Here is a 20,138-nt window from a genome sequence, read left to right as displayed (position 1 = left end):
TCGTCGCGTCGCTTGCCGCTGGCGCGATCGTGCCACCAGCGGCGATCGCCCAGGCTCGGTATGCGGAAGAGCCGATCGCCGGCGACGAAGCGACGTCCGAGCTATCCGACAGCGTGACGATGCGCGGGCAGGGTAGGCCGGACGCCGTCCGCGACGAGGATGACCGCCGCGTCGCCAGCCAAATGGGCGACGCGTTCTACTGCGGGGAGCGTAAGCTCGGAACGTGGTTCTACTGTGAGAAGCCGAAGCCCAACCCGTCGGATCGCAAGGCGGCGCAGCCGGCGCAGTCCGCGGCCGAGCAGCTGGCGGCGATCGGCAAGGAATTGGACGAGAAGAAGGCGAGGGCGATCCTGGACCCGACCCCGGAGAACGTCTCCTCGTACATCAGCTACCAGCGGCAGCAGCTCAATCGGGCTTCGTCGTTCGCGGACATGTGGCGCCGTTCGATCTGGCAGAACCCCGAGCTGGATTACACGCTGCAGCGCCCGGTCAATCAGCTGGGCAAGCGGACATGGCTCGACACGCGCACCGCGGACAAGAACCGCGTGCTGGGATCGATCTCTAAGCGCTACGGCGTGTTCTACTTCTACTCGTCCGCCTGCGCGGCGTGCGAGGTGTTCGGGCCGATCATGCGAAGCGTGTCGGATCGCTTCGGCCTGACGGTCATGGCGGTCTCGCTCGATGGGGGACCGTCCAAGACGTTCCCCAACTTCACCGTCGACACAGGCCAATACCGCGCGATGGGCATGCAGGGCGGCCAGGTGCCTGCTCTCGTCCTGTTCGACACCGTCACCAAGCGTCCGATGCCAATCGGGTACGGTGTCATGGCCGCAGACGAGGTGATGGACCGCATCTTCACCCTCACCAGCGTCGAACCCGGGAGTGACTTCTGATGCGCCGGCTGATCCAGTGCCTCACCCCGCGCCGCCTCGCGAGGGTCACCGCAGCGACCTTCGCGCAGCTGACCATGTTGCTGGCGGTGTTCGGTCTCGTCTCGCAGCCCGCCATGGCCGACGTCGGGCAGGAGATGAACAGCTATTTCAACTCGGCGGGCGCGTCGGCGAACGTCACCGGTCCTACCGCGTTCAACGGCCAATCGGCTGGCTATTACTCGGGCGGCTCGGTGTGGAGCCGGTTCCCCCAGAAGTCGATCAATCCGGTAAGCGTGGCGCTGCCATCGGCGCGCGCAGGATGCGGCGGCATCGATCTGTTCGCCGGCAGCTTCAGCTTCATCAACGCCGACGAGATGGTCGCCACGTTGAAGGCGACGGCGAACAACGCGATCGGCTTCGCGTTCCAGCTCGCGATCGACAGCATCTCCGCGCAGATCGGCGGGGTGATGAAGGACATGAGCCAGCGCGTTCAGGCGCTCAACGCCTTCAACATGTCGAGCTGCGAGGCCGCGCAACAGGCGATCGGATCGATCTGGCCCAAGATGGACGGCGCTAGCTCCACCATCTGCCAGCAGGTGGGCGGCGCCAAAGGCTTCTTCTCGGATGCCGCGTCGGCCCGTCACGGCTGCACGAACAAGGGCGAGCGCGAGGACACGATCGCCAAGGCCGGCGATGCTGCCGAGCTGGTCCAGTCGAAGAATTATACCTGGTATGCGCTCAACGCGAAAAGCGCGACCAAGCCGTCGAAAGAATATGCCGAGTTCCTGATGACGATGGTCGGCACGATCATCTACGATTCCACCAAGAAGGCCGACAGCATGGGCGGCTTCCGCTTCATCGCTCCGGCAAGCTGGGACACGTACCAGGCTCTTCTCGACGGCACGGCATCGGCGCCGACCGATGTGTGGTCGTGTGACACGACGGATGAAAAGGGGTGCATCAGCCCGACGTCGACCAAGCTCAGCATCCCTACCGAAGTGGCGCTGCGCACCCGGGTGCTGAAGATGATGGACAGCATGAGCGCGAAGATCCGCTCGAACGCCGCGCTGTCCGGCGACGAGATCAACCTCCTCGGGATGACGTCGATCCCGCTTTACAAGATCCTCGTGGTCAACGAGGCAGCGCACATGGGGTTGGGCTCGGGCGACAAGGCTACCCTGTCCGAGATGGTGGCAATCGATATGCTCATCTCGATGCTCGACCGCATGCTCGACGTCATCTCGCAGTCGCAACAGGGTGCCGCTTACGTCTCCACTACGGAGTTCGAGACGTGGCGCAAGCAGGTCGACAACGTGAAGACCGAGTTGGCGCGCCGAAGCACGAAGATGTCGGCCGACGTGCAGAACACCTACCGTGTCATCCAGCAAACGCAATTCCTGGAATCGACGCTGAAGAACACCATGAGCCCGCAGATGACCGCCTCGCTCCGCTTCGGGCGCGGTCTGAGCTCGCAGGGTCTTCGGTAAGCAGCAGGGCAGGGAGCGACTACGATGGGCGCGCTTGAAGTCTTCACGATCGGCGGGGGCGAGTTCATCGTCAATGTGCTGAACGCGGTCGCGGCGTGGTGCGGGGGCGGGGGCTACCGCTCGATGCTTCAGGTCGTGATGGTGATGGGGCTCACCTACTCGCTGTTCGTGGTCGCCTTCTCGTTGGACTGGCGCGCCTGGTTCAACTGGTTCCTGCAGTCGACCCTCATCTACATGATGCTGATGGTGCCGACCGTCACGATCAAGGTCACCGACCGGATCAACCCGGGGCTTGCGCCGGCCGTCGTCGACAACGTCCCGCTTGGTCTCGGCGTGATGGCATCTTTCACGAGCCAGGCCGGCGACTGGCTGACTCGGTCGGCCGAGACGGTCTTCGTCATGCCGAACGCGCTCGCCCTGTCGACCAACGGCATGATCTATGGCGCGCGGTTGATGGACAAGGCGCGTACCTTCGAGCTGACCAACAGCGTATTCCGCGCCAACATCGACGAGCACCTGAAGCAATGTACGTTCTACGACGTGCTGCTGGGCTTCAAATCGATGAACCAGCTGACGAAGTCCAACCATCTTTGGGAGGATATCGGGCCGGGGTCGCCGGCGCGCAGCCAACGTTGGATAACGTCGACTGGCACCGACACGACGGAAAACTCGATCATCCCGTGCAACGAAGCCTACACGCGGATGTCCAACCAGTGGAAGGCGGAGTACGACAACGACATACCCTTCTTCGCCAAGAGCGCCTATCCAGGCGTTGTTGATGAGATCGCGGCACAGCGCCTGAAGGACGATCTGCCGATCGTCGCGAAGGAGATGCATGGATCCAGCGGCGACGCGTATAGCTATCTACGCCAAGTCTCGATGATCGATGCTTTCCTTGCGGCGCGCGAGAGCTTCTCCGAGGCCGGCTGGGACGCCTATGCGGCGCAGCGCGCTGACGCTCAGGCGAAGAACACCTACACCTCTATCGCGCAGCAGGCGATGACTTGGGTGCCGCTCCTCGGGATCGTCCTTACCGTGGTCTTCTATGCGATGTTCCCGGTGCTCTTCCCGCTGTTCCTGTTCCCGCGCACCGGCGTGCAGACGCTGAAGGGCTATGCGACCGGCTTCTTCTATCTCGCCTCCTGGGGGCCGCTCTACGTCATCCTGCACATGTTTGTGATGAGCAGGGCAGCCAGCCTCTACCACGCCGTCTCGCCAACCGGGCCGAGCCTGCTGGTGGTCGACGGGATGGCGAGCGTGAACGAGTCCATCACGACGCTGGCCGGCTTCTTGATGATGAGCGTGCCTTTCATCGCCGGCGGGATGGCCCGCGGCGCCATGGCGATCGCCGGGCACGCGACGTCGATGCTGCAGCCCGCCCAGAGCGCCGCGGAGCAGGCCGCGACCGAGCGGACGACGGGCAACTATTCGTACGGGAACACCTCGTTCCAGAACCTCACGGCCAACAACACGCAGGCCAACAAGTTCGACGATCAGCCGAAGTTCAACTCGGGCTATGCCGTCAGCTCCTTCACGAACGCCGATGGTGGCGTGACGTACGGCTTCTCGGACGGGTCCAACGCCTTCGACACGTCTCAGGGGATCTCGCGTCTCGGGTTTACGCCGACGCGCACGGCCGGGTTCGATAGCCAGATGAGCAGGGCTCTATCGGACGGTCAATCTCATACGGACTCGTTGCGCACCACGGCTTCGCAGTCCTGGAATGCGACCGCTACGACGGCAACCGACCTGCTGAGCGCGGCTGAACGCCGTCGCGGCAGTTCGACTGAGACCGGCTCGGGGTTCAACAATAGCGTCGCTAAAATGACTGACGTATCCAGGGGTATGGCGAATGGTCTCACCAGCCGATTTGGCTTGAGTGAGGCAGACAGTCAGCTGGTTTCGCGCGCGACTCAAACTACCGGCGACGCTAATGCAGGCATTGAAGCACTCGCTAAGGTTTGGAAGAATAGGTTTGCTGACGTCAGTGCCAAGGGTGGCCTCGCCATGCGGCTTGCCTCGATAGCCTCCGAAAATACCGGCCGAACAGTAAGCGGTGATCAAGCTCTCGGCGAAATGAAGGAATATCTCACAAGAGAGACCAATTCTACTCAGGCAAAGGCAGCACGGGACGACTTCTTCCGTGAAACAAGTTCGAGTGGCGACAGCGAAGTACGATCGCTTTCGCAAAAGCTCGGGGTTAGCGTTGGTGAATCGCGGTCGGCTTCGCTCGAGGCGACCCGCGCGGAGGAGACATTCCAGCGCGTCAGCAACGACGTTCGTGAAGCCTCGTCGAGGGGCTGGTCGCTCAGCCGTAACGAGACCCAGGAGTTCGTCACGTACGCGCAGGAGCGGCTGCTGCAGGATGACAATCTTTCGCAGTCTGGTTGGACCCCCGGCATGGTGATGCCGCGTACCCGGGAACAGGAGCAGGTTCGAGACATCCTTCTTGGCGACTTTATGGAGCGTCGCGTTGCCGAGGTGCGGGACGAGCTCGGCGTCAGCGTTCCGGAGCATCTGCGCGGAACCTTGCATGGTCCCGCGTCGACGACTGCGGCTGGTGTTCGTCAGTGGGGCGGACATCGCGCTGCTGGCGTGGCTGCTCAGGGACCCGATGTCTCGATCCGTGACAGCTCGCGAGATCACGATCTTGCCGGCGAGGTCTCAGACGCGATCCCGAACGCCTCCGCACGCATCACTCGTCAGGCCTTCGAGATTGGAAACCAGGTCGACGACGCCAGGGATACGGCCGGACGTCTGGGCGACCACGTTCGGGAGCGGAATGACGCGTGGATCCCGACGACGCTCCCCGGCGTCGAGGGGGCGCGTGATTGGGCGCGCGACACGCTAGGCATGGGCCAGGGAACAAGCCACGTTTACGAGCTGCCGCGGGGAGAGCGGGCAACGCTGCCGATCTCCGGACGGTTGAGCTCGAACATGGGGGGGCGCATCGACCCGGTAACCGGGCAGCCGGGGCATCATCACCGCGGCGTCGATATCGCGGCAGCGCTGGGCACTGAAATCCGTGCGCCAGCGTCCGGCCGAGTGGTGAAGAATGACTTTCAAGGAGGCGGTGCTGGGAACTACCTAGTTCTGCAGCATGGCGACGGGTCGCAAAGCAAATACTTCCACATGCAGGACCGGTCGGCATTTCCGGTAGGTAGTAACGTTGAGGCGGGCTCAGTTCTTGGTCGGGTGGGAAGCACGGGCAAGTCGACCGGCCCGCACCTTCATTACGAGCTTTGGAAGGATGGCAGGCCGGTCGACCCCAAGCGGTTCCAGCTTAGGAATGCCCAGGAATAAGGAATAGGCCGATAAACATGACGATCAGCACGGCAGCAACGATCCAACGTGCGTGCGGCGACACTTCGTTTTCCACATCAGCGGTGCTGGATGGGTAAACCTCGTCCAGTAGCTCTCTGCCACGAGGGGTAGAGGGGTCGAAAAGATTGTCTGGATTCACCGAGAAGGACGAGGCGGGGAATGCTGGCCCTTGAGCGCGGCCGGCATCCCAGTCCATCTGACCAGTATCATGGTTCAACATGGCCGCTTCTCCTGCACCAATCGGCTTAACCAGGCGCGATTTACGCTTGCAAAGCGTAGCAGACCGTATTGAACTAAGCGAGCGGTTTTCCGTATTTGTTCTTTCCGACGTTGCAGGACGCGCGATGACGGCGAAGGAGGCAGTAGAGGATCCTCGCATCGCTGCTCGGTACGAGGAGCTGTTGGCAGCGCATCTCGGTTTCTACGAGGCGCTGCGACTGCGCGAGCGGCGACCCAGGAGCGCTGCGCAGCGCCAATTTCAGGACGTGGCTTGGGGACGGGCCGAGCCGGCAAGCGAACACGAGAAGGCCTATGTCTGGCACCTTCGACGGCACCGGATCGCACCGTTTAATTCAGGAGCGCCATCGCAGCACATCGATGACGCGATGACCGAATTTGAGCCTGGATCTCGACCTGTCAGTAGCGAGGTTGGAGTGAAGTGGGACAATGCGTGGCGTGAAATACGCGGCGGTCGAGAGTTCTGGTAAACGATCTGGCAAGCTGCGGTTTCAAGCCGAAGTGCGACACGCCTCGTGGCAGCGGGGGCAGCGTGTAGCCCCCAAGCAGCGCAGCGCTGCCCCCGCTGATGCGATGGCCTCTGGGCTCTTGCGCCCTCGGACCCGCTGCGACAGCAGCGGGCTCGGTCACCTTGGCGAACGGCCGCTCACGTCCGCAAGCGCCCAAACCCGGTCGTTCGAGGCAGGCTTGGTGCTTCCCGATTGCCGCCTTTCGTGCAGCAGGGCATCATAGTGTGATGACGATCACGCCAGCCGTTCTTGCCCAGTTACCGCTGCCCGACGTCCGTGCGGTGATCTTTTACAAACGGGATGAAATTATGACGGATTTGGTATGCTGCGATGTCGAGGTCGCTGGGCATGTATGGTCGTTCCACGAGGAAGCGGCTGGCTGGCCAGACCTAATTGCGCACCTATCCGCACTGCCGGGCTTCCGTGCCGATTGGTATGAAGCCGTGGTCAGCCCGCCGTTCGCTAGAGCCGAGACGATTGCGTTCGACCGGCGGTGATCGCCCAATATTAGACGTTGCGTCTTGTCGCGGCGTTACCCGAAAGCGGTCGTCCGCAAGGCTGCTCAGGCGTGCCCTGTTGGTGACCAGCCTTGCTAATGGGTTGCTGATCAACGCGCCTTACCCTGAGTGTTCCTTTCAATTGCCGGGTCGTCTTCTCGATATCGCCTGATACAACCATCCCAAATTCACAAAGGCTTATGTCCGTAGTGGATGCCGGTTGAATGACTTCTTCGGCAATCTTGCAACTCTGGCAGTCAGGATCGAAGACCACACCGTAAAGGCCGGGTTTTCCCTCAATGCGGGCCAACGGACCGTCGTCGCCATAGTGGACTATCTGGACGGGTTGCCGTGTCAGCCCAGAGCCTACCTCCGGCAGGCGATCAGCGCGTCGGCATGCATCTAGCGACGACACGGCGACGAATGCCCACAATGCGGCTGGCTTGAACTTCATTTCCCGAGGTTTGCAGAACAGGACTATTCAAGCAATGGCCGCTTTCCGACCTCCTAGACGAAAAGCCGCCTGTCCGCTTTCCTGCCAATCTCAGACGCTCGATGCCTGCCGGTACGGCGACGTTTGCAAACGGCCGAGATTGGCAGAAAGTAAACATTCACCCGAGGCGTTGCACCGGCTGATTATATATTTCGAACTGTAGGGCGGCGAGGTCGAGTTCGTGGGTGCTCTCCGGGCTGTACGCGAAGCCTTCCAGCATGTGCAGCTTGCCACCTCTCATGAAGAGAATGAACCCGAAGCCGTGCTCCAAACCGCCAATGCGGGCATGGGTAGCAAGGCCCAGCACTGACGGGCTATCTACGGCAAGAGCATTGTCCGCGACCCTCATGGTCGTGAAGAAGCCATGGCCGCTGTTCTCGCGTTTGATGACGGCCAACGTTTCAAGCTGGCGCTCGAGCGCTAGCGCAAGCTCCGGCGTCTCCAAGAAGATGGCCCGAAGTGCCGCTACCTCCAAATCGGTCAACGTAGTCATAGCTGCTGGGTACCATATCCGCCGAGCAAACGAATGTTCGCAACTGGGCGGCTTGCGGACATGCCGGATCGTCAGGGTTCCGCTTCAAGCACGAGGGCGACCTGCTCGGCCAGGACCTCGCCCGGCGTTCGGTACGCAAGGCACTTGCGTGGCGTTCGGTTGAGGCGGTCTACCAACTGCTCGAGCTCGCCTGGCGGTACCTGTGCGATGTCCGTGTCGGAGGGTAGGAAGCGCCGTATCCTGCCGTTGCTGTTCTCCACGCTGCCCTTCTGCCATGGCGCCGAGGGCTGGCAGAAGTACGCGGTCATGCCTAGGCTCTCCCGTAGGCGCCCATACCCGGCGAACTCGGTGCCCCGGTCGAGCGTGATGGTGCGACGGAGGGAAGGGGGGAGGGTGCCGAGGTGGCGCTCGATGCCTTCCATGATGCCGGCCGAGTGACGGCTGCTGTTGGGCGTAAGCACGGTGAAGCGGCTTCGACGCTCAACCAGCGAGGTGAGGTTGGCCTTGCCGTGATGCAGCTTGAACGCGATGAGGTCGCCTTCCCAATGCCCAAAGTCGGCCCGCTCAGCGATGTCTGGCGGTCGAGCTGCGATGGTGTGAGCGGGCGGTATGTTCAGGCCGCGTGGCTTGCGAGCGTAGCGACGTCGGCGTTTCCGCCTGCCGGTGGGCAGCAGCCGTGCCAGCTTGGCCGCCTGACCGTCGCGCCCATACACGAATTGGTAGATCGTCTCATGGCTCACCCGCAGCGGGCCTGCGGTACGGTGCCGAAGGTAGCCGGCGATCTGCTCCGGCGACCAGGCGGCTTCCAGCCGATCGACGATGTAGCTGGCGAGTTCGGGATATCGGCTGATTTTCGCGCCCCTAAGCCGTCGCCCAGCCGCCATCGATTGAGCAGTCAGCGGAAAATACCCGCGGAACATCGGCTCTTCGTCAAACCGGTGATTGCGCTTCAGCTCGCGGTAGATCGTGGACGGGTGGCGCCCGAGCTCGGCCGCGGCCTGGCGCGGACTTCTGCCGGCGCTTGTGAGCTGATACAGCTTTCGGCGTTCGTCGAGATCCAGATGCGTGTAGCTGCCCATGCGCAACCCTCAGCCGGGTGGAACCCGCACTTAAGCTAGGTTTTCGCACTTCAATTTAGAATGCACCAGCGCAAACGCGCAAGATCGATAACATAGATTATGTTAAATTCGCGTGTTGTGCGGTGTGAGAGGGAGGATCCGGCGAGGAAATCCGCTGGTCGTCGGCTGAACCTCAGCCGCGTTGACGGACGCACAGACCAGTTCCTGCACGAGATTTAAGAGACGCGACAGCGCAGCACTTATGAGCGCCTCCTCGTCGCGGCACACCCGTCGGCTGCGTAAGGCGGGAACCACGTTGAAACGGAACGGTTTCCTTTTGTTGCGCTTCTCCTCTATCCCGCAGGTGCGACAATGCGGCCTGATCAAGAGAATGTCAGAGAACATGAACCGGCACAATCCGGCACTCGCCGGGCGAGTGTTCCGGGAACTCTTCTCGAAAGCTATGGCCTCTGCTCGCGCGGAGAATGCCGGCAGGGAGCGAAGCAGGCGATTTGATTGAGACCTGAGCGCGGAACGAAGCTCGGGGCTACAAGCGGGGCCACAGAGCAGATCGAATGGAAGAGGATCGTCGTGGATAAAGAGGCAGCGGAGCGAACGGCGGCCGTTCTTGCTCGGAGAGCGCTGAGCTTGTTGGACGGCGTTGACGCCGGCGGCAGCCTCTTTGCTTGTCGTCTCTCCGAGGCGCTGGATGTCGCCGTACCGAATGCGACCGACATGGCACCGCGGTCCTCAATGATGGAGCTGGTCTCTCCCGGCCCGCACGCGGCTACGCCGCTCGCCACCTTTGGCTTGGCTGATGGCCAAGTCGTTGCGATCAATCCCGCTACCGTGTCGCACCTGTGCAGCGACGATTTCGCGACGACAATTCGCTTCCTTGATGGCTCGCAGGTGCAGCTCAAGGTTCCGTACGAAAAGGTCGTGATGGGGCTCGGTCTGCCCTCCAAAAGTCAGCCGCCAGCAAATGGCTTCATGCCAGTCAATGGCGCTCGCCATGTTCTTCGAAACCTGCTCACCATCGTCTCAGCGACGACCAATCAGGTGTTGGACGGCGACGAGCCTCTTCTTGAGAAGGGCCGAGAGCTGTCAGCCCGGGTGGCGATGCTCAGCAGGATCAGCGACTTGATCGTGCAACCCGAGGCCCACGTCACCGATCTTCAGACACTGGTCGAGCTGGCGCTTGCCGAAGGGGGTCGTAGTCGCGTTCGCATCGTCGGCTCACCTGTTCCGGTAGGACCGAGCACGGCGGCGGCCCTTGCGCTCGCTGTTCACGAGCTGGAGGTGCATTCGCTGCGCTACGGCGCCTTAAGTGAAAAAGACGGATACGTGTCATTACGTTGGGAGGTCAACGTCACGGACCAGCCGCACATCTGGCTTCAATGGGCAGAACGTGACGGTCCGCAAGTAAGGACGCCGCTTTGCACATGGAGTGAACGCTTGCTCGAGGTCGCCACCCCAAAGCGGCTAGGCGGTGTTGGAGGCGTCGATGACCTCCCAACCGGGCTGATCTGGTCGCTTCATGCACCCGTCGCTGCGCTTCAGGCCTGAACTGCTTTAGTGACGGTCGCCCGGTTCGCTGAGGTTCTGTTCGACAAGCGCCTCGACCGCAGCACTGCTGATCCGCTCGGCCGTACGCAACGCTGCTTTTGGCGTCATCACGACGTCGACGGCATCCGGGCCTTTAACTGCGACCAGGCCGTGGTTCGCCTCCGCTTCCGAAGGGGCGTCGTGTACCTCTTTCATAGTTCTGCTCCTCTCAAGTGGGAACGCAAGAGCTCTTGCCAAGGTTTCCACGATCACGTTGGCGACGATTGCTCAGGTGGGCGCGCGGTTCCTAACTCATTCCGACGCCGGTGCCTTCCCCAGGCGATCATCCGCGATCGACAAAGGGTATAGTCCATACTCCCGCCTCGTGTTCCGACGGAACTTCAATCGCCTTCAAGGTTAATGAACAAGCCGCTCTTCGTTCGAGCCGGCCGCAGGATGAGGATGAGGCTCCATGGAAAAAGACAATCTGCAGAAGCTCGTAGTTCAGGGACTGGCTGCGATGAAGGCCGGCAGTGATGTGGCTGCAAAGGCAACCGACGAGGTCAATAATGATGCCCGCCACCCGGCCCTGAAAGCGGCGCTCGAGGAAGGAAACCGGGCATCCCGGCAGTGGGCCGATAAGATCGAGCGTGCTGTCCAGCAGACGGGGTCGGGTGAGCAGCAGGACAACCCCGTGCTCGAAGCCCATTACGAAGTAAGTCGCAGGATCCGCCAACAGGCTGCGGACGACACCTCACGGGACCTCGGCATTATTGCAAGCGGACAGTTGGCGCTGCACTACTGGGTCGCATCCTTCGGCACGATGGCGAGCTATTGCGGACACCTTGGGATGGAGGACGTGGCGCGTGACATGAAGGCGTGCGCGGACGAGGCAAAAGAGGCGGACGCCAAGCACACCGAACTCGCCGAACAGCTGCTAAGCGGGAACTGAGCGACAAGCGTTTCGAACGGCCTCAGAACTCGTCCGGGATCGAACGGTTTCAGCAAGGCGAAGGAGCAGTGGGTGATTGTGCCCCTGCCCTTTCGCCTGGAACGCAATGATCATGGATACGGCTGGTAAGCGCCTCGAAGCCAGGACTGCGCGCTAGGTTGTACCACACGAACTGCACAGGCCGAGGGCGCGCCGCCAGTCGGCCGGCTCGTGTGGCATGTCGGTATCAGGACGGCCGAGTCCCGGTCGGAACAAGAAGTGAGCGGCGCCGCTGAGTTCGCCACAATCGCTGATTTGCACAATGGGAAGCGGGCCCAGACTTGGCACACTCGCCCGAAGACGAGAGGATCAACAATGACGGTAAAACAACGAACGCTGGGCGGTGAGTTGCGCGTGTCGGGGCTGGGACTGGGATGCATGGGTATGTCCGAGTTCTACGGACAGGCCGACGACGCCGAGGCGGTAGCAACGATTCACCGGGCAATCGAACTCGGCGTGACCTTTCTCGACACGGCCGATATGTATGGCGTCGGCCGTAACGAGGAGCTGGTCGGGCGCGCGATCCGCGATCGTCGTGACAAGGTCGTGCTTGCGACCAAGTTCGGCAATGTCCGGGACGAGGACGGGAGCTTCAGGGGCGTGTGCGGGCGACCCGATTATGTCCGAGCGGCCTGCGAAGCGAGCCTGCGCCGGCTAGGAATAGAGGTGATCGATCTCTTTTATCAGCACCGTGTGGACCCCGACACGCCGATAGAGGACACGGTGGGTGCGATGGCCGATCTGGTCCGCGAGGGCAAGGTGCGCCACCTCGGCCTTTCGGAAGCGGCGCCCGCAACAATCAGGCGCGCGCACGCCGTTCATCCGATCGCGGCGCTCCAGACCGAATATTCGCTTTGGAGCCGTGACCCGGAGGGCGAGATCCTGGAAACCATTCGGGAGCTGGGGATCGGCTTCGTGCCGTACAGCCCGCTTGGCCGAGGCTTCCTGACGGGCGCAATCCGGCGGGTGGAGGACCTCGCACCCGATGATTATCGCCGGCACAGTCCGCGATTCCAGGGCGACAATCTCCAGCGTAACCTGGAGCTTGTCGCCGCGGTCGAGGCGCTTGCGCGGGAAAAGGGCTGTACGCCGTCCCAGCTCGCGCTCGCCTGGGTGCTGGCACAAGGCGAGGACATTGTTCCGATCCCGGGCACCAAGCGCCGCCGCTATCTGGAGGAGAATGTCGCCGCGCTCGACGTCATGCTGAGCCGGGAAGAACTGGAACGTCTTGATTACGCGGCGCCAAGGGGGGCTGCCGCGGGCGAGCGTTACGCGGCACCTCAGATGCAGGCGCTAAACAGGTGAGCGCGCCCGAGGAGCACGGGCTCGCCGGCCAAGTCGCGATCGTCACGGGCGGCGGTCGCGGGCTGGGCCGCGCCATGACGCTGGGGCTAGCGCAGGCCGGCGTGCGGGTGATCGCCACCGCTGCACGCGAGCTTGCCGAAGTCGAGGCGGTCGCAAAGGAGGCAGAGCGTGAATGCGGCGACGATCGGGTGCGGCCGCTGCTCGCCGACGTGACCCGGGCGGCGGATTGTGCCGCGGCGGTGCGCGAAGCGGTCGCGCGGTTCGGCCGGCTCGACATCCTCGTCAACAACGCCGGGCGCGGCATGAAGTATGTAAGCGATACCTTCCTGACCGAACCGACCCGATTCTGGGAGGTCGCCCCCGACACCTGGCGCCTGGTGATCGACACCAACGTCAACGGACCGTTCCTGATGGCGCGCGCGGCTGTCCCGGCGATGCTGGAGAGAGGCAGCGGGAGGATCGTCAACGTCTCGATGAACCGCGAGACGATGCGGCGCAGAGGCTTCTCGCCCTATGGCCCGTCCAAAGCGGCGCTGGATTCAGAAACCGCGATCTGGGCGCAGGACCTTGCTGATAGCGGCATCACGGTGAACGCGCTGCTGCCAGGGGGCGCAACGCTGACCGGCATGATCCCCGAAGGGCTGCCGGACAGTGCCCGCGCCGGGCTGCTGTCGCCCGAGATCGTGGTCCCGCCGCTGCTCTGGCTCTGCTCCGACGCTGCCGCGACGGTGACGGGCAAACGGCTGGATGCCTGGCGGTGGACGGGGGCGCAGTCGGCGGGCGAGCCGGGGCATGACGCGATCGAGGATGCCGCCTGGCAGGACAGCCACGGGGCAGAACTCGCCTGACCAGCCGAGACCGCGTCCTTTCACGATCGCAGCGTCGTCCAGACGCGTAGTGCCCAGCGTGGCAGCGCCGAACGATCCGCAATCGTCCGATCGCCCCACCTTCCCCAAGCGACGCCCAGACGCGAACCAGCGCGTTCAGCTGCTGCTCCCGGACAGTGATGGCGTTGAGCTCGACCGCGAAGAGGTTTCTGTGGGCATCAAGCTCGTCGAGGTACGAGGCATAACTCCGCGGTAACGATCGCGAGCGAGATTCGACGGTCGCTGCAGGATCGACCGTCGAACCGAAACGTGGACGATCTGTTCCCGTAGCACCTGCTCGCTTGTAACCAGGGCGCAACGATCAGAGGTGAATGCTAACGAAAATACATGATCCAGGGAAAATCGCCTGTTTGGCAGCGATTAACGGGCAAACTCGCGAGACGACTCCATCGCGCCATCATTAACTCGTGGCGCCACGGGGGCTCATCGCGGGTCTGAAACGGAAGGGACACAAACGGGATCTGGTGGATCCTAAGAAAGTCATCCGACGGCGCAGCGAGCGGCCGCACGCTCCGCGCGCCACCTTCGCAGCAGTTCGATCTGCTTTGAGTGTTCATCATCAACGCGCGACGGCTCATACCGAGGGGACGAATCGACCGACAGGATCCGGGATGCTGTCCCCTTGGCTGGCACGACGTTCGCTTGATCCAGGAGTGCGCGCAGCATCTGCCGCCCTCTCACCACGCGGCTCTTGATCGTACCGACAGGAACCTGTTCGATCGTGGCTGTCTCTTCGTAGCTCAAACCCTCGATCCCGACAAATTGGATGCACCGCTGCTGCTCGGGTGTCAGGCGCGGCCACAGGCGGCGAACATCGCCCAATGTCACGACCGATTCTTGATTTGACGCCACCGGAACATCAATGAGTTCGGCGGTCTCGCCTGCCTGTCCCGCACCTTTACGACGAACCTGCGACAAAAAGGAGTTGCGAAGGATACGGAAGGTCCAAGCTTTCAAATTCGTGCCGGCCTCGAAGGACGCACGGCTGCGCCAGGCTTTCAGCACGGTATCCTGAACGAGATCCTGTGCAGCATCGGGATTTCTTGTTAGCGATCGCGCATAGCTCGCCAGCCTGGGCATCAAGTCGCTCAGTGCAGCACCGAAGTCAGACAACTCCTCAGCCGGTACATGCGCTTCGTGATCCGGTTGTTCCGACACGCAAAAGCCCTCGCTCGATCGAACCAGGGTGCGGTTTATACACCGCCTGGTTTACTTGTTCGGAAACGCCCCCTCTCGTGGGTTGTTCCACTTCTCAGCGAGGAGCCGGATACCCGAACAAGCGCGCGAAAGGGTAAGGGTGGAGAGTCGGGTGTGGGAAGGTCGGGCAGCAGGAAGTCAGCGCCTCTGCCTGCTCGAAAACCAAGCCCAGCCTGCAGGCAGCACCGCAGACGCCATCAACATCGCGCCGACAACATCATGGTCGCGCTGAAGGATCGCGCCCGCGACAAGCAGTCCGGTGGACAGAATGTTGGGATCGGCGCGCCAGGGCGATGCCGGAGTTGGGAAAACCGCGCCTCCCTGCAACTCGATCGGCAGCGCACCCGACCGCGCAACCCGCTCGGCGAAGGCCACCAGCTCGGGCGAGGCGGCGGCCAGACGGCCCAGGCTCGTCGCCAGCCGGCGTCCGCCACGCTTTAGGCCGGCTGGGCCGATCCGCTCCCGCAGCAGTTCGCGCGCGATCGGTGCCGCGCGCGCGGCAATGTCAAAGCCGGGATCAAGCCGTCGCACGAATCCTTCGGCGATCAGCAGGGTGCGCAGCAGCAGGGCGAGGTCGGGTGGCAGCGCCAGGCGGTAGGTGCGCAGCAGCGCGAACACGCGGCCGAAGATGTCGGCGAGCTCGATCTGCTGGAGTACCGCCCCGCGGAACTGGTCGATCAGCGCGTCGAGGTCGCGGGTCAGTGCCGGGCGATCGACGTCGGTCTCGCCCGACCATTGCAACAGTACGTCCGTCACCGATCGTGTGTCCTCACCCGCGATGGCAAGGACGAGCGTGACAACCTCGTTCCGCCGGGCGGGACTGAGCACGCCGACCGCCCCGAAGTCGATGAACGCCAACGACCCGTCGGCCAGAACAAACACGTTGCCGGGATGGGGGTCCGCGTGGAACCGGCCGTTGAAGATGATCATCCGCAGCACCGCATCGGCATATCTGCCGGCGACGTCGGCAGCGCCCTGACCCGCCCCGTCCTCACCCGCTCGGTCGAGGATCGCGCGGACCGGCACGCCGTCGAGCCGTTCCTGCACGTTGATCCGGCGACCAACCTGATCCCAGTAGAAGCCGGGCGTGCGAACGCCGAGCGGCTGCAGGAACACGCCGATGCTCTCGCAGGCTGCCGCTTCGGCGCTGAGGTCCATTTCCTGCGACAGGCTCTCAGCGAAGAACCGGAGCAGTTCGTCAGGCTTGAGGCGACGGATCTCCGGTGAGTGTCTCGCGGCGAGCCGCGCAATGCGGCGAAGCAGCCTCAGGTCGGCATCGACGCGTTCCGCGATCCCCGGTCGGCGTACCTTTACCACGACCTCGGTTCCGTCGCGCAGGATGGCGCCATGAACCTGCGCGATCGAGGCCGCGGCGATCGGTTCGCGGTCGAAGCTCGCGAACACGTCCGCGATCGGGGAGCCAAGCGCGGTCAGGATCGTCGGCTCCAGCGCCTCGAACGGCAGCGGGGTCACCCGGTCCTGCAGCGTCGACAACGCGCGCACCCATTCCGGCCCGAGCAGGTCTTCACGGGTCGCGAGCACCTGCCCCAGCTTGACCGCGACGGGTCCAAGGTCTCGCAGCAGCGCGACGACCCGCTCGGGGGTACCGACGTCCACCGGCTGCTCCGAACGACCGGGCAGCAGGCCCAGGCGCGAGGCGAGCCCGTTGAAGCCATGGCGCCCCATGATCTGGAGGAGCTCGGCCAGGCGCGCGCGCTCACCGATCTGAGGTTCGTCGTCGGTGGTGGGCATCAGGCGCTGCAACCATCCGCCTCGCGCGGACGGCAGCCATCGAGGAACAGGTCGATACCGCGAGAGATACGATCACGTGCGGCATCGTCGTACGCGGGAGGAGACAGCCCGAGCGCTGCGCGGCGCATGGGTGCGACCACTACGAGGGTGACGAACTGCTCGGCGGCAAACACCGGGTCTGCCAGCGATAGCTCACCCTTTGCATCGGCATGGGCGAGGATCGAGGCCACCCACTGCACGGCCCGCTGGTAGCCGAAGTCGTGGATGTTTGCCGCAAGCGCTGGAAAGCGCACGGCCTGCGCGATGACGACGCGTTCCATGGAGGTGATCCGCGGCGTCAGCAGCCACTCAAGCAGACGATCGGCGATTACGCGAAGCCGCGATCGGATGTCGGGTTCGTCGCTGCCGGAAGGTTCGAGCGCGCGCAGCTGCGTATCGATCTCGTCGAGGATCACCGCCTCGAACACGCGGGCCTTGCTGCCGAAGCGCGCGTACAGGGTTCGCTTGGAGATACGCGCCTGTTCGGCGATCATGTCGGCACTGGCGCCGTCAAACCCGTGTGCGAAGAACATCTCGCGGGCGCTCTTGAGGATATGCGAGGTCAGGCGAAGCGCATCCTCGGTCGTGGGTCTGCCCATCTTCCTGGGCCGACCTTTCTTTTCGTTGTCGCTCAATCTCGTTCTCCTGGATCGACGGTAGCCTGATCCGGACAGGTTGACGAGAAATCACGCCGAGAGGGTCGCTTGCTCGCCTGCCAGCTCGATCTCAGCCCAAGGCTGTGCTTTTGTATCGCCGTCGCTCAATCCTGTGACGTTGGCTTGTAGACGGGAAGAGACGCAGCACCCACGCCCAGTCCCTCCTGATCGATGCGAACGGCCGTATCCCTGACAGCACCGACCTTGTTCCTTGCTGAACGAATGGTCTCACGCAGTTGAGCCTGTTTGGCAGTCGTGCCGCGGATCGCGGGTCGAACCGCCTCAACGCGCGCCACAAATCGCTCGGCTCCGTCTCGAGCGTTCACCAACGTGCGGTTCGCTCTCGCGAGAACGGTCGCGCTGCGTTCGTCCACTGCCGCTCTCAGCTGTTGGGCGCTGTCGCGGGATCGCTGCAAGGCGTCGCCCACGGCAATCACGCGGCCGCGCGCACCGGTGAGAGCATCGGACGCTGCTCCGGCTTTGTCTGCCCAACCGGCGGAACTTTCCGCAAGCGCCGCCAGTCGATCGCTGGCCCGCTGCTGCTGAGCGGCGTCGAGGTCGCGAGAAACAGAATCCACGGTGCGGCTGATCTTCTCGACCAGTGCGACGGGGTCCCCTCCGCCGCCAAGGAGCCCGCCTTCCTTGGCGGGAATGACGGGAAGCTCGGTGTCGCTCGCCGCAACGATCGGGGGCGCACCAGATGTAGCGCCGTCGAGGCTGATGTTCGCGGTGCCGGCCAGTGCCGATCTTGCGATCGACGCTTTTACGCCTGCGACGATGGGGATCCGCGGGTCAAGGCTGACGGTGACGAGAACCGCTGACGGGTCATCCTTATCGAACCGTATCGATGTGACATGACCGGCCGGTACGCCCGAGAAGGTCACCGGCGACCCCTTCTCCAGGCCGGCAACGCTCCCGGTGAAGCGGATCATATAGGGATTGCCGTCTCCATCGCGTGCATCAAACAGCCACAGGGTGAAGATCAGGAGCGTGCCAAGCAGAAAGCCGGTCACTACGAGCACCAGGAATTTGTTCGACCGCGTTTCCATGCGAGACCATAACCATTAAGAAGCAGGACCATATATGTAAACCGTACCGTTTCCCAGGTGGCTGGAGCAAAGGCGGCCTTTTAAGCTGGCAAGGCCTGATCAGGACGAGGATGGAATCGTGGCTGGAGACTGGAGCCTGCAACCAGGCGACATACCGTGGGGCAACAGGCTTGGCCTGGAGCTGGTTTCGATCGGCGATGGCCTCAGCTCGCTACGTGTCGGTTGGCGTGAGGAGCTGGCGGACGACGACGAGACTTTAGCAACGGGCGTGTTGACGAGCCTTATCGATCAGGCCTGCGGCGTTGCTGTAATGTCCCGACTGGGAAGGCGATTGGCAATCTCGACTCTCAACCTGAAGGTGGACCATGTGCGGTCCCCCGAGGCGAGATGCTCCGCGACAGCGTGGGCGCATTGTTACGACGCCACCGAGCACCGTGCGTTCGTACGGACCGAAGTCTGGGATACCGATCCTTCTCACCTGATCGCGACTGCCCAAGGCGTCTTTTCGATCAATCGGGCTGTCGGGTCATGAGCGGCTTCGCGCAGCTGCTAGGCTCCACGATTTCGGAGAGCGGTGACGCCTTTGTTTTGACGCCAGTGGAATACATGATCGGCAACCCCCTCCTTCCCGCCTTGCATGGCGGAGCTGTGGCATCCTTTCTCGAAGTGGCAGCGAAGCGTGCCCTTGCACGCCAACTTCCGCATGGGCACGTCCCGAAGCTCATCAGCGTGAACCTCCAGTTCCTTGCCTCTGCTCGGCCCGATGCCCTTGTCACGACGCCTAAGGTCAGGCGTGTCGGGCGTCGGATCGCAGTCGTTCACGCCGAAGCATTCCGCCGCGGAGATCCCGCGGCTGTATGCTTCGCGCAGCTTGAGTTTGCTGTGCACGAGCCCATCAGAGTGGGTGGCAATGCCGACCGACACACACTATGATACGGCTTAGTTTACATACGATAGGGTTGCTGGGTGGCTGACGAGCAGGCTGAAGATCGAGGCGGCGACGCGCCGCATGACCACTCGGACGCAAATTCCCAGCAAAAAGCCGGGTCAGAGGACGGTTCCGAGGAGAAGAATGGCGAAAAGAAGCCCTCGCTTCTCGAGCGCTTTCCGATCATCCGCTACGTCCTCATCGCCGCGCTCGTTGCGGGCATCCTCGCGGCGGTCGTCTGGTACCTGAACTACCGCGCGAGCGGCCAATACCTGCAGTCGACCAACAACGCCTATGTGCGCGCGGACTTCGTGACCGTTTCACCGAAGGTGGGCGGCTATGTCGAGCGAGTGCTCGTCGCCGACAACCAGCCTGTCGGCCGCGGCCAGCTGCTTGCCGTCCTCGATCCTCGTGACTACCGCGCCAATGTCGAACAGGCGCAAGCTCAGATCGCCGCCGCCGGCGCCAACATTACGACTGCGCGCCGGACGCTTGACGAACAACAGGCCACTGTCGCTCAGGCCGCCGCCCAGGTTGCGAGCGCCGAGGCTGCCGCCGCAGCGGCAGAGAACGAGGTAAGACGCTACGAACCCCTTACTCGGACAGGAGCGGAATCGCGTGAGCGTCTGGCAAACCTTGTCCTTCAGCGTGATCGAACCGCCGCAGAGCTGCGCGCGCAGCGAGCCGCCTACCTCGCCGCCCGTCGTAGTGTCGCGACGCAAGCGGCTCGCATCGGCCAGGCGGAGGCGCAGCGTGGCACCGCGCAGGCGCAGCTTGCGCGCGCCTCGACGGACCTCGGTGCGGTCGAGATCCGCAGCA

General features: G+C 63.1%; 20 protein-coding genes. 12 read left to right on the top strand and 8 right to left on the bottom strand.

The window, feature by feature from the left end; translation table 11 throughout:
* Nucleotides 1–119 precede the first annotated feature (119 nt).
* The 3 genes from traF to ACFDS6_RS12800 are packed head-to-tail and all read left to right on the top strand — an operon-like array spanning nucleotide 120 to nucleotide 5,662.
* Nucleotides 120–893 carry a conjugal transfer protein TraF gene (traF, locus tag ACFDS6_RS12810; protein WP_375272568.1) on the top strand — a complete coding sequence of 258 codons (774 nt, stop codon included), beginning with the start codon at nucleotides 120–122 and terminating at the stop codon, nucleotides 891–893.
* A complete protein-coding gene (locus ACFDS6_RS12805; protein ID WP_375272557.1) occupies nucleotides 893–2,359 on the top strand; it encodes a conjugal transfer protein TraH in 1,467 nt (488 codons plus the stop codon). Before traF ends, ACFDS6_RS12805 begins: the two co-directional genes overlap by 1 nt.
* A gap of 24 nt (nucleotides 2,360–2,383) precedes the next feature.
* The gene (locus tag ACFDS6_RS12800; protein WP_375272556.1) at nucleotides 2,384–5,662 is read left to right on the top strand and encodes a conjugal transfer protein TraG N-terminal domain-containing protein; all 3,279 of its coding nucleotides are present in this window, start codon (nucleotides 2,384–2,386) and stop codon (nucleotides 5,660–5,662) included.
* Here the strand turns inward: ACFDS6_RS12800 and ACFDS6_RS12795 are convergent.
* The gene (locus ACFDS6_RS12795) at nucleotides 5,643–5,903 is read right to left on the bottom strand and encodes a hypothetical protein (RefSeq protein ID WP_126015183.1); all 261 of its coding nucleotides are present in this window, start codon (nucleotides 5,901–5,903) and stop codon (nucleotides 5,643–5,645) included. The two genes, ACFDS6_RS12800 and ACFDS6_RS12795, sit on opposite strands and share 20 nt — an antisense overlap.
* On the opposite strand from ACFDS6_RS12795, the gene ACFDS6_RS12790 reads away from it, so the two are divergent.
* Together ACFDS6_RS12790 and ACFDS6_RS12785 are read left to right on the top strand one after the other, a co-directional pair.
* Nucleotides 5,902–6,390, top strand: coding sequence for a hypothetical protein (locus ACFDS6_RS12790; RefSeq protein WP_241215551.1), 489 nt, complete (start codon nucleotides 5,902–5,904; stop codon nucleotides 6,388–6,390). The two genes, ACFDS6_RS12795 and ACFDS6_RS12790, sit on opposite strands and share 2 nt — an antisense overlap.
* A 266-nt stretch (nucleotides 6,391–6,656) precedes the next feature.
* Nucleotides 6,657–6,926: a hypothetical protein gene (locus ACFDS6_RS12785; RefSeq protein WP_375272555.1), complete on the top strand. Its 270-nt coding sequence runs from the start codon at nucleotides 6,657–6,659 to the stop codon at nucleotides 6,924–6,926.
* A gap of 611 nt (nucleotides 6,927–7,537) precedes the next feature.
* Here ACFDS6_RS12785 and ACFDS6_RS12780 read toward each other — a convergent pair.
* Together ACFDS6_RS12780 and ACFDS6_RS12775 are read right to left on the bottom strand one after the other, a co-directional pair.
* Complete coding sequence (locus ACFDS6_RS12780; protein WP_375272554.1) at nucleotides 7,538–7,903, bottom strand: hypothetical protein; 366 nt, start codon at nucleotides 7,901–7,903, stop codon at nucleotides 7,538–7,540.
* Between the two features lie 80 nt (nucleotides 7,904–7,983).
* Nucleotides 7,984–8,991 carry an IS30 family transposase gene (locus ACFDS6_RS12775; RefSeq protein WP_375272553.1) on the bottom strand — a complete coding sequence of 336 codons (1,008 nt, stop codon included), beginning with the start codon at nucleotides 8,989–8,991 and terminating at the stop codon, nucleotides 7,984–7,986.
* A 570-nt stretch (nucleotides 8,992–9,561) separates the two neighbouring features.
* On the opposite strand from ACFDS6_RS12775, the gene ACFDS6_RS12770 reads away from it, so the two are divergent.
* On the top strand, nucleotides 9,562–10,536 hold the full coding sequence (locus ACFDS6_RS12770; RefSeq protein WP_125945982.1) for a sensor histidine kinase: 975 nt from the start codon (nucleotides 9,562–9,564) through the stop codon (nucleotides 10,534–10,536).
* A 6-nt stretch (nucleotides 10,537–10,542) separates the two neighbouring features.
* On the opposite strand, the gene ACFDS6_RS12765 is transcribed toward ACFDS6_RS12770, so the two are convergent.
* Nucleotides 10,543–10,731 (bottom strand): hypothetical protein, encoded by a 189-nt coding sequence (locus ACFDS6_RS12765; RefSeq protein ID WP_114688876.1) that lies wholly within the window; start codon nucleotides 10,729–10,731, stop codon nucleotides 10,543–10,545.
* A gap of 256 nt (nucleotides 10,732–10,987) precedes the next feature.
* On the opposite strand from ACFDS6_RS12765, the gene ACFDS6_RS12760 reads away from it, so the two are divergent.
* The 3 genes from ACFDS6_RS12760 (at nucleotide 10,988) to ACFDS6_RS12750 (ending at nucleotide 13,659) form a co-directional block, all read left to right on the top strand.
* Complete coding sequence (locus ACFDS6_RS12760; RefSeq protein WP_114688875.1) at nucleotides 10,988–11,467, top strand: DUF892 family protein; 480 nt, start codon at nucleotides 10,988–10,990, stop codon at nucleotides 11,465–11,467.
* Between the two features lie 354 nt (nucleotides 11,468–11,821).
* A complete protein-coding gene (locus tag ACFDS6_RS12755; protein ID WP_114688874.1) occupies nucleotides 11,822–12,811 on the top strand; it encodes an aldo/keto reductase in 990 nt (329 codons plus the stop codon).
* On the top strand, nucleotides 12,808–13,659 hold the full coding sequence (locus tag ACFDS6_RS12750) for an SDR family NAD(P)-dependent oxidoreductase (RefSeq protein ID WP_225883564.1): 852 nt from the start codon (nucleotides 12,808–12,810) through the stop codon (nucleotides 13,657–13,659). The genes ACFDS6_RS12755 and ACFDS6_RS12750 overlap by 4 nt, the downstream gene beginning before the upstream one ends.
* A gap of 519 nt (nucleotides 13,660–14,178) precedes the next feature.
* Here the strand turns inward: ACFDS6_RS12750 and ACFDS6_RS12745 are convergent.
* The 4 genes from ACFDS6_RS12745 to ACFDS6_RS12730 form a co-directional block, all read right to left on the bottom strand.
* Entirely contained in the window at nucleotides 14,179–14,856 is a 678-nt protein-coding gene (locus ACFDS6_RS12745) for a sigma-70 family RNA polymerase sigma factor (RefSeq protein WP_225883563.1), read from the bottom strand.
* A gap of 177 nt (nucleotides 14,857–15,033) precedes the next feature.
* Nucleotides 15,034–16,647: an ABC1 kinase family protein gene (locus ACFDS6_RS12740; protein ID WP_375272552.1), complete on the bottom strand. Its 1,614-nt coding sequence runs from the start codon at nucleotides 16,645–16,647 to the stop codon at nucleotides 15,034–15,036.
* Nucleotides 16,647–17,321 carry a TetR/AcrR family transcriptional regulator gene (locus ACFDS6_RS12735; RefSeq protein ID WP_225883562.1) on the bottom strand — a complete coding sequence of 225 codons (675 nt, stop codon included), beginning with the start codon at nucleotides 17,319–17,321 and terminating at the stop codon, nucleotides 16,647–16,649. Before ACFDS6_RS12735 ends, ACFDS6_RS12740 begins: the two co-directional genes overlap by 1 nt.
* Before the next feature lie 125 nt (nucleotides 17,322–17,446).
* Complete coding sequence (locus tag ACFDS6_RS12730) at nucleotides 17,447–18,391, bottom strand: MlaD family protein (RefSeq protein WP_375272551.1); 945 nt, start codon at nucleotides 18,389–18,391, stop codon at nucleotides 17,447–17,449.
* Nucleotides 18,392–18,509: 118 nt separating this feature from the next.
* On the opposite strand from ACFDS6_RS12730, the gene ACFDS6_RS12725 reads away from it, so the two are divergent.
* The 3 genes from ACFDS6_RS12725 to ACFDS6_RS12715 all read left to right on the top strand — a co-directional run.
* Nucleotides 18,510–18,923, top strand: coding sequence for a PaaI family thioesterase (locus tag ACFDS6_RS12725; RefSeq protein WP_165800952.1), 414 nt, complete (start codon nucleotides 18,510–18,512; stop codon nucleotides 18,921–18,923).
* Entirely contained in the window at nucleotides 18,920–19,324 is a 405-nt protein-coding gene (locus ACFDS6_RS12720; protein ID WP_165800951.1) for a PaaI family thioesterase, read from the top strand. Before ACFDS6_RS12725 ends, ACFDS6_RS12720 begins: the two co-directional genes overlap by 4 nt.
* A gap of 33 nt (nucleotides 19,325–19,357) precedes the next feature.
* The coding region (locus tag ACFDS6_RS12715; protein ID WP_375272550.1) for an HlyD family secretion protein at nucleotides 19,358–20,138 on the top strand (781 nt) is incomplete at its 3' end.

Origin of the sequence: Sphingomonas sp. (assembly GCF_042095875.1) — a bacterium.
Classification (GTDB): Bacteria; Pseudomonadota; Alphaproteobacteria; order Sphingomonadales; family Sphingomonadaceae; genus Sphingomonas.
Note: the sequence above shows the minus strand (reverse complement) of the source record. Positions and strands in the feature narration are given on the sequence as shown.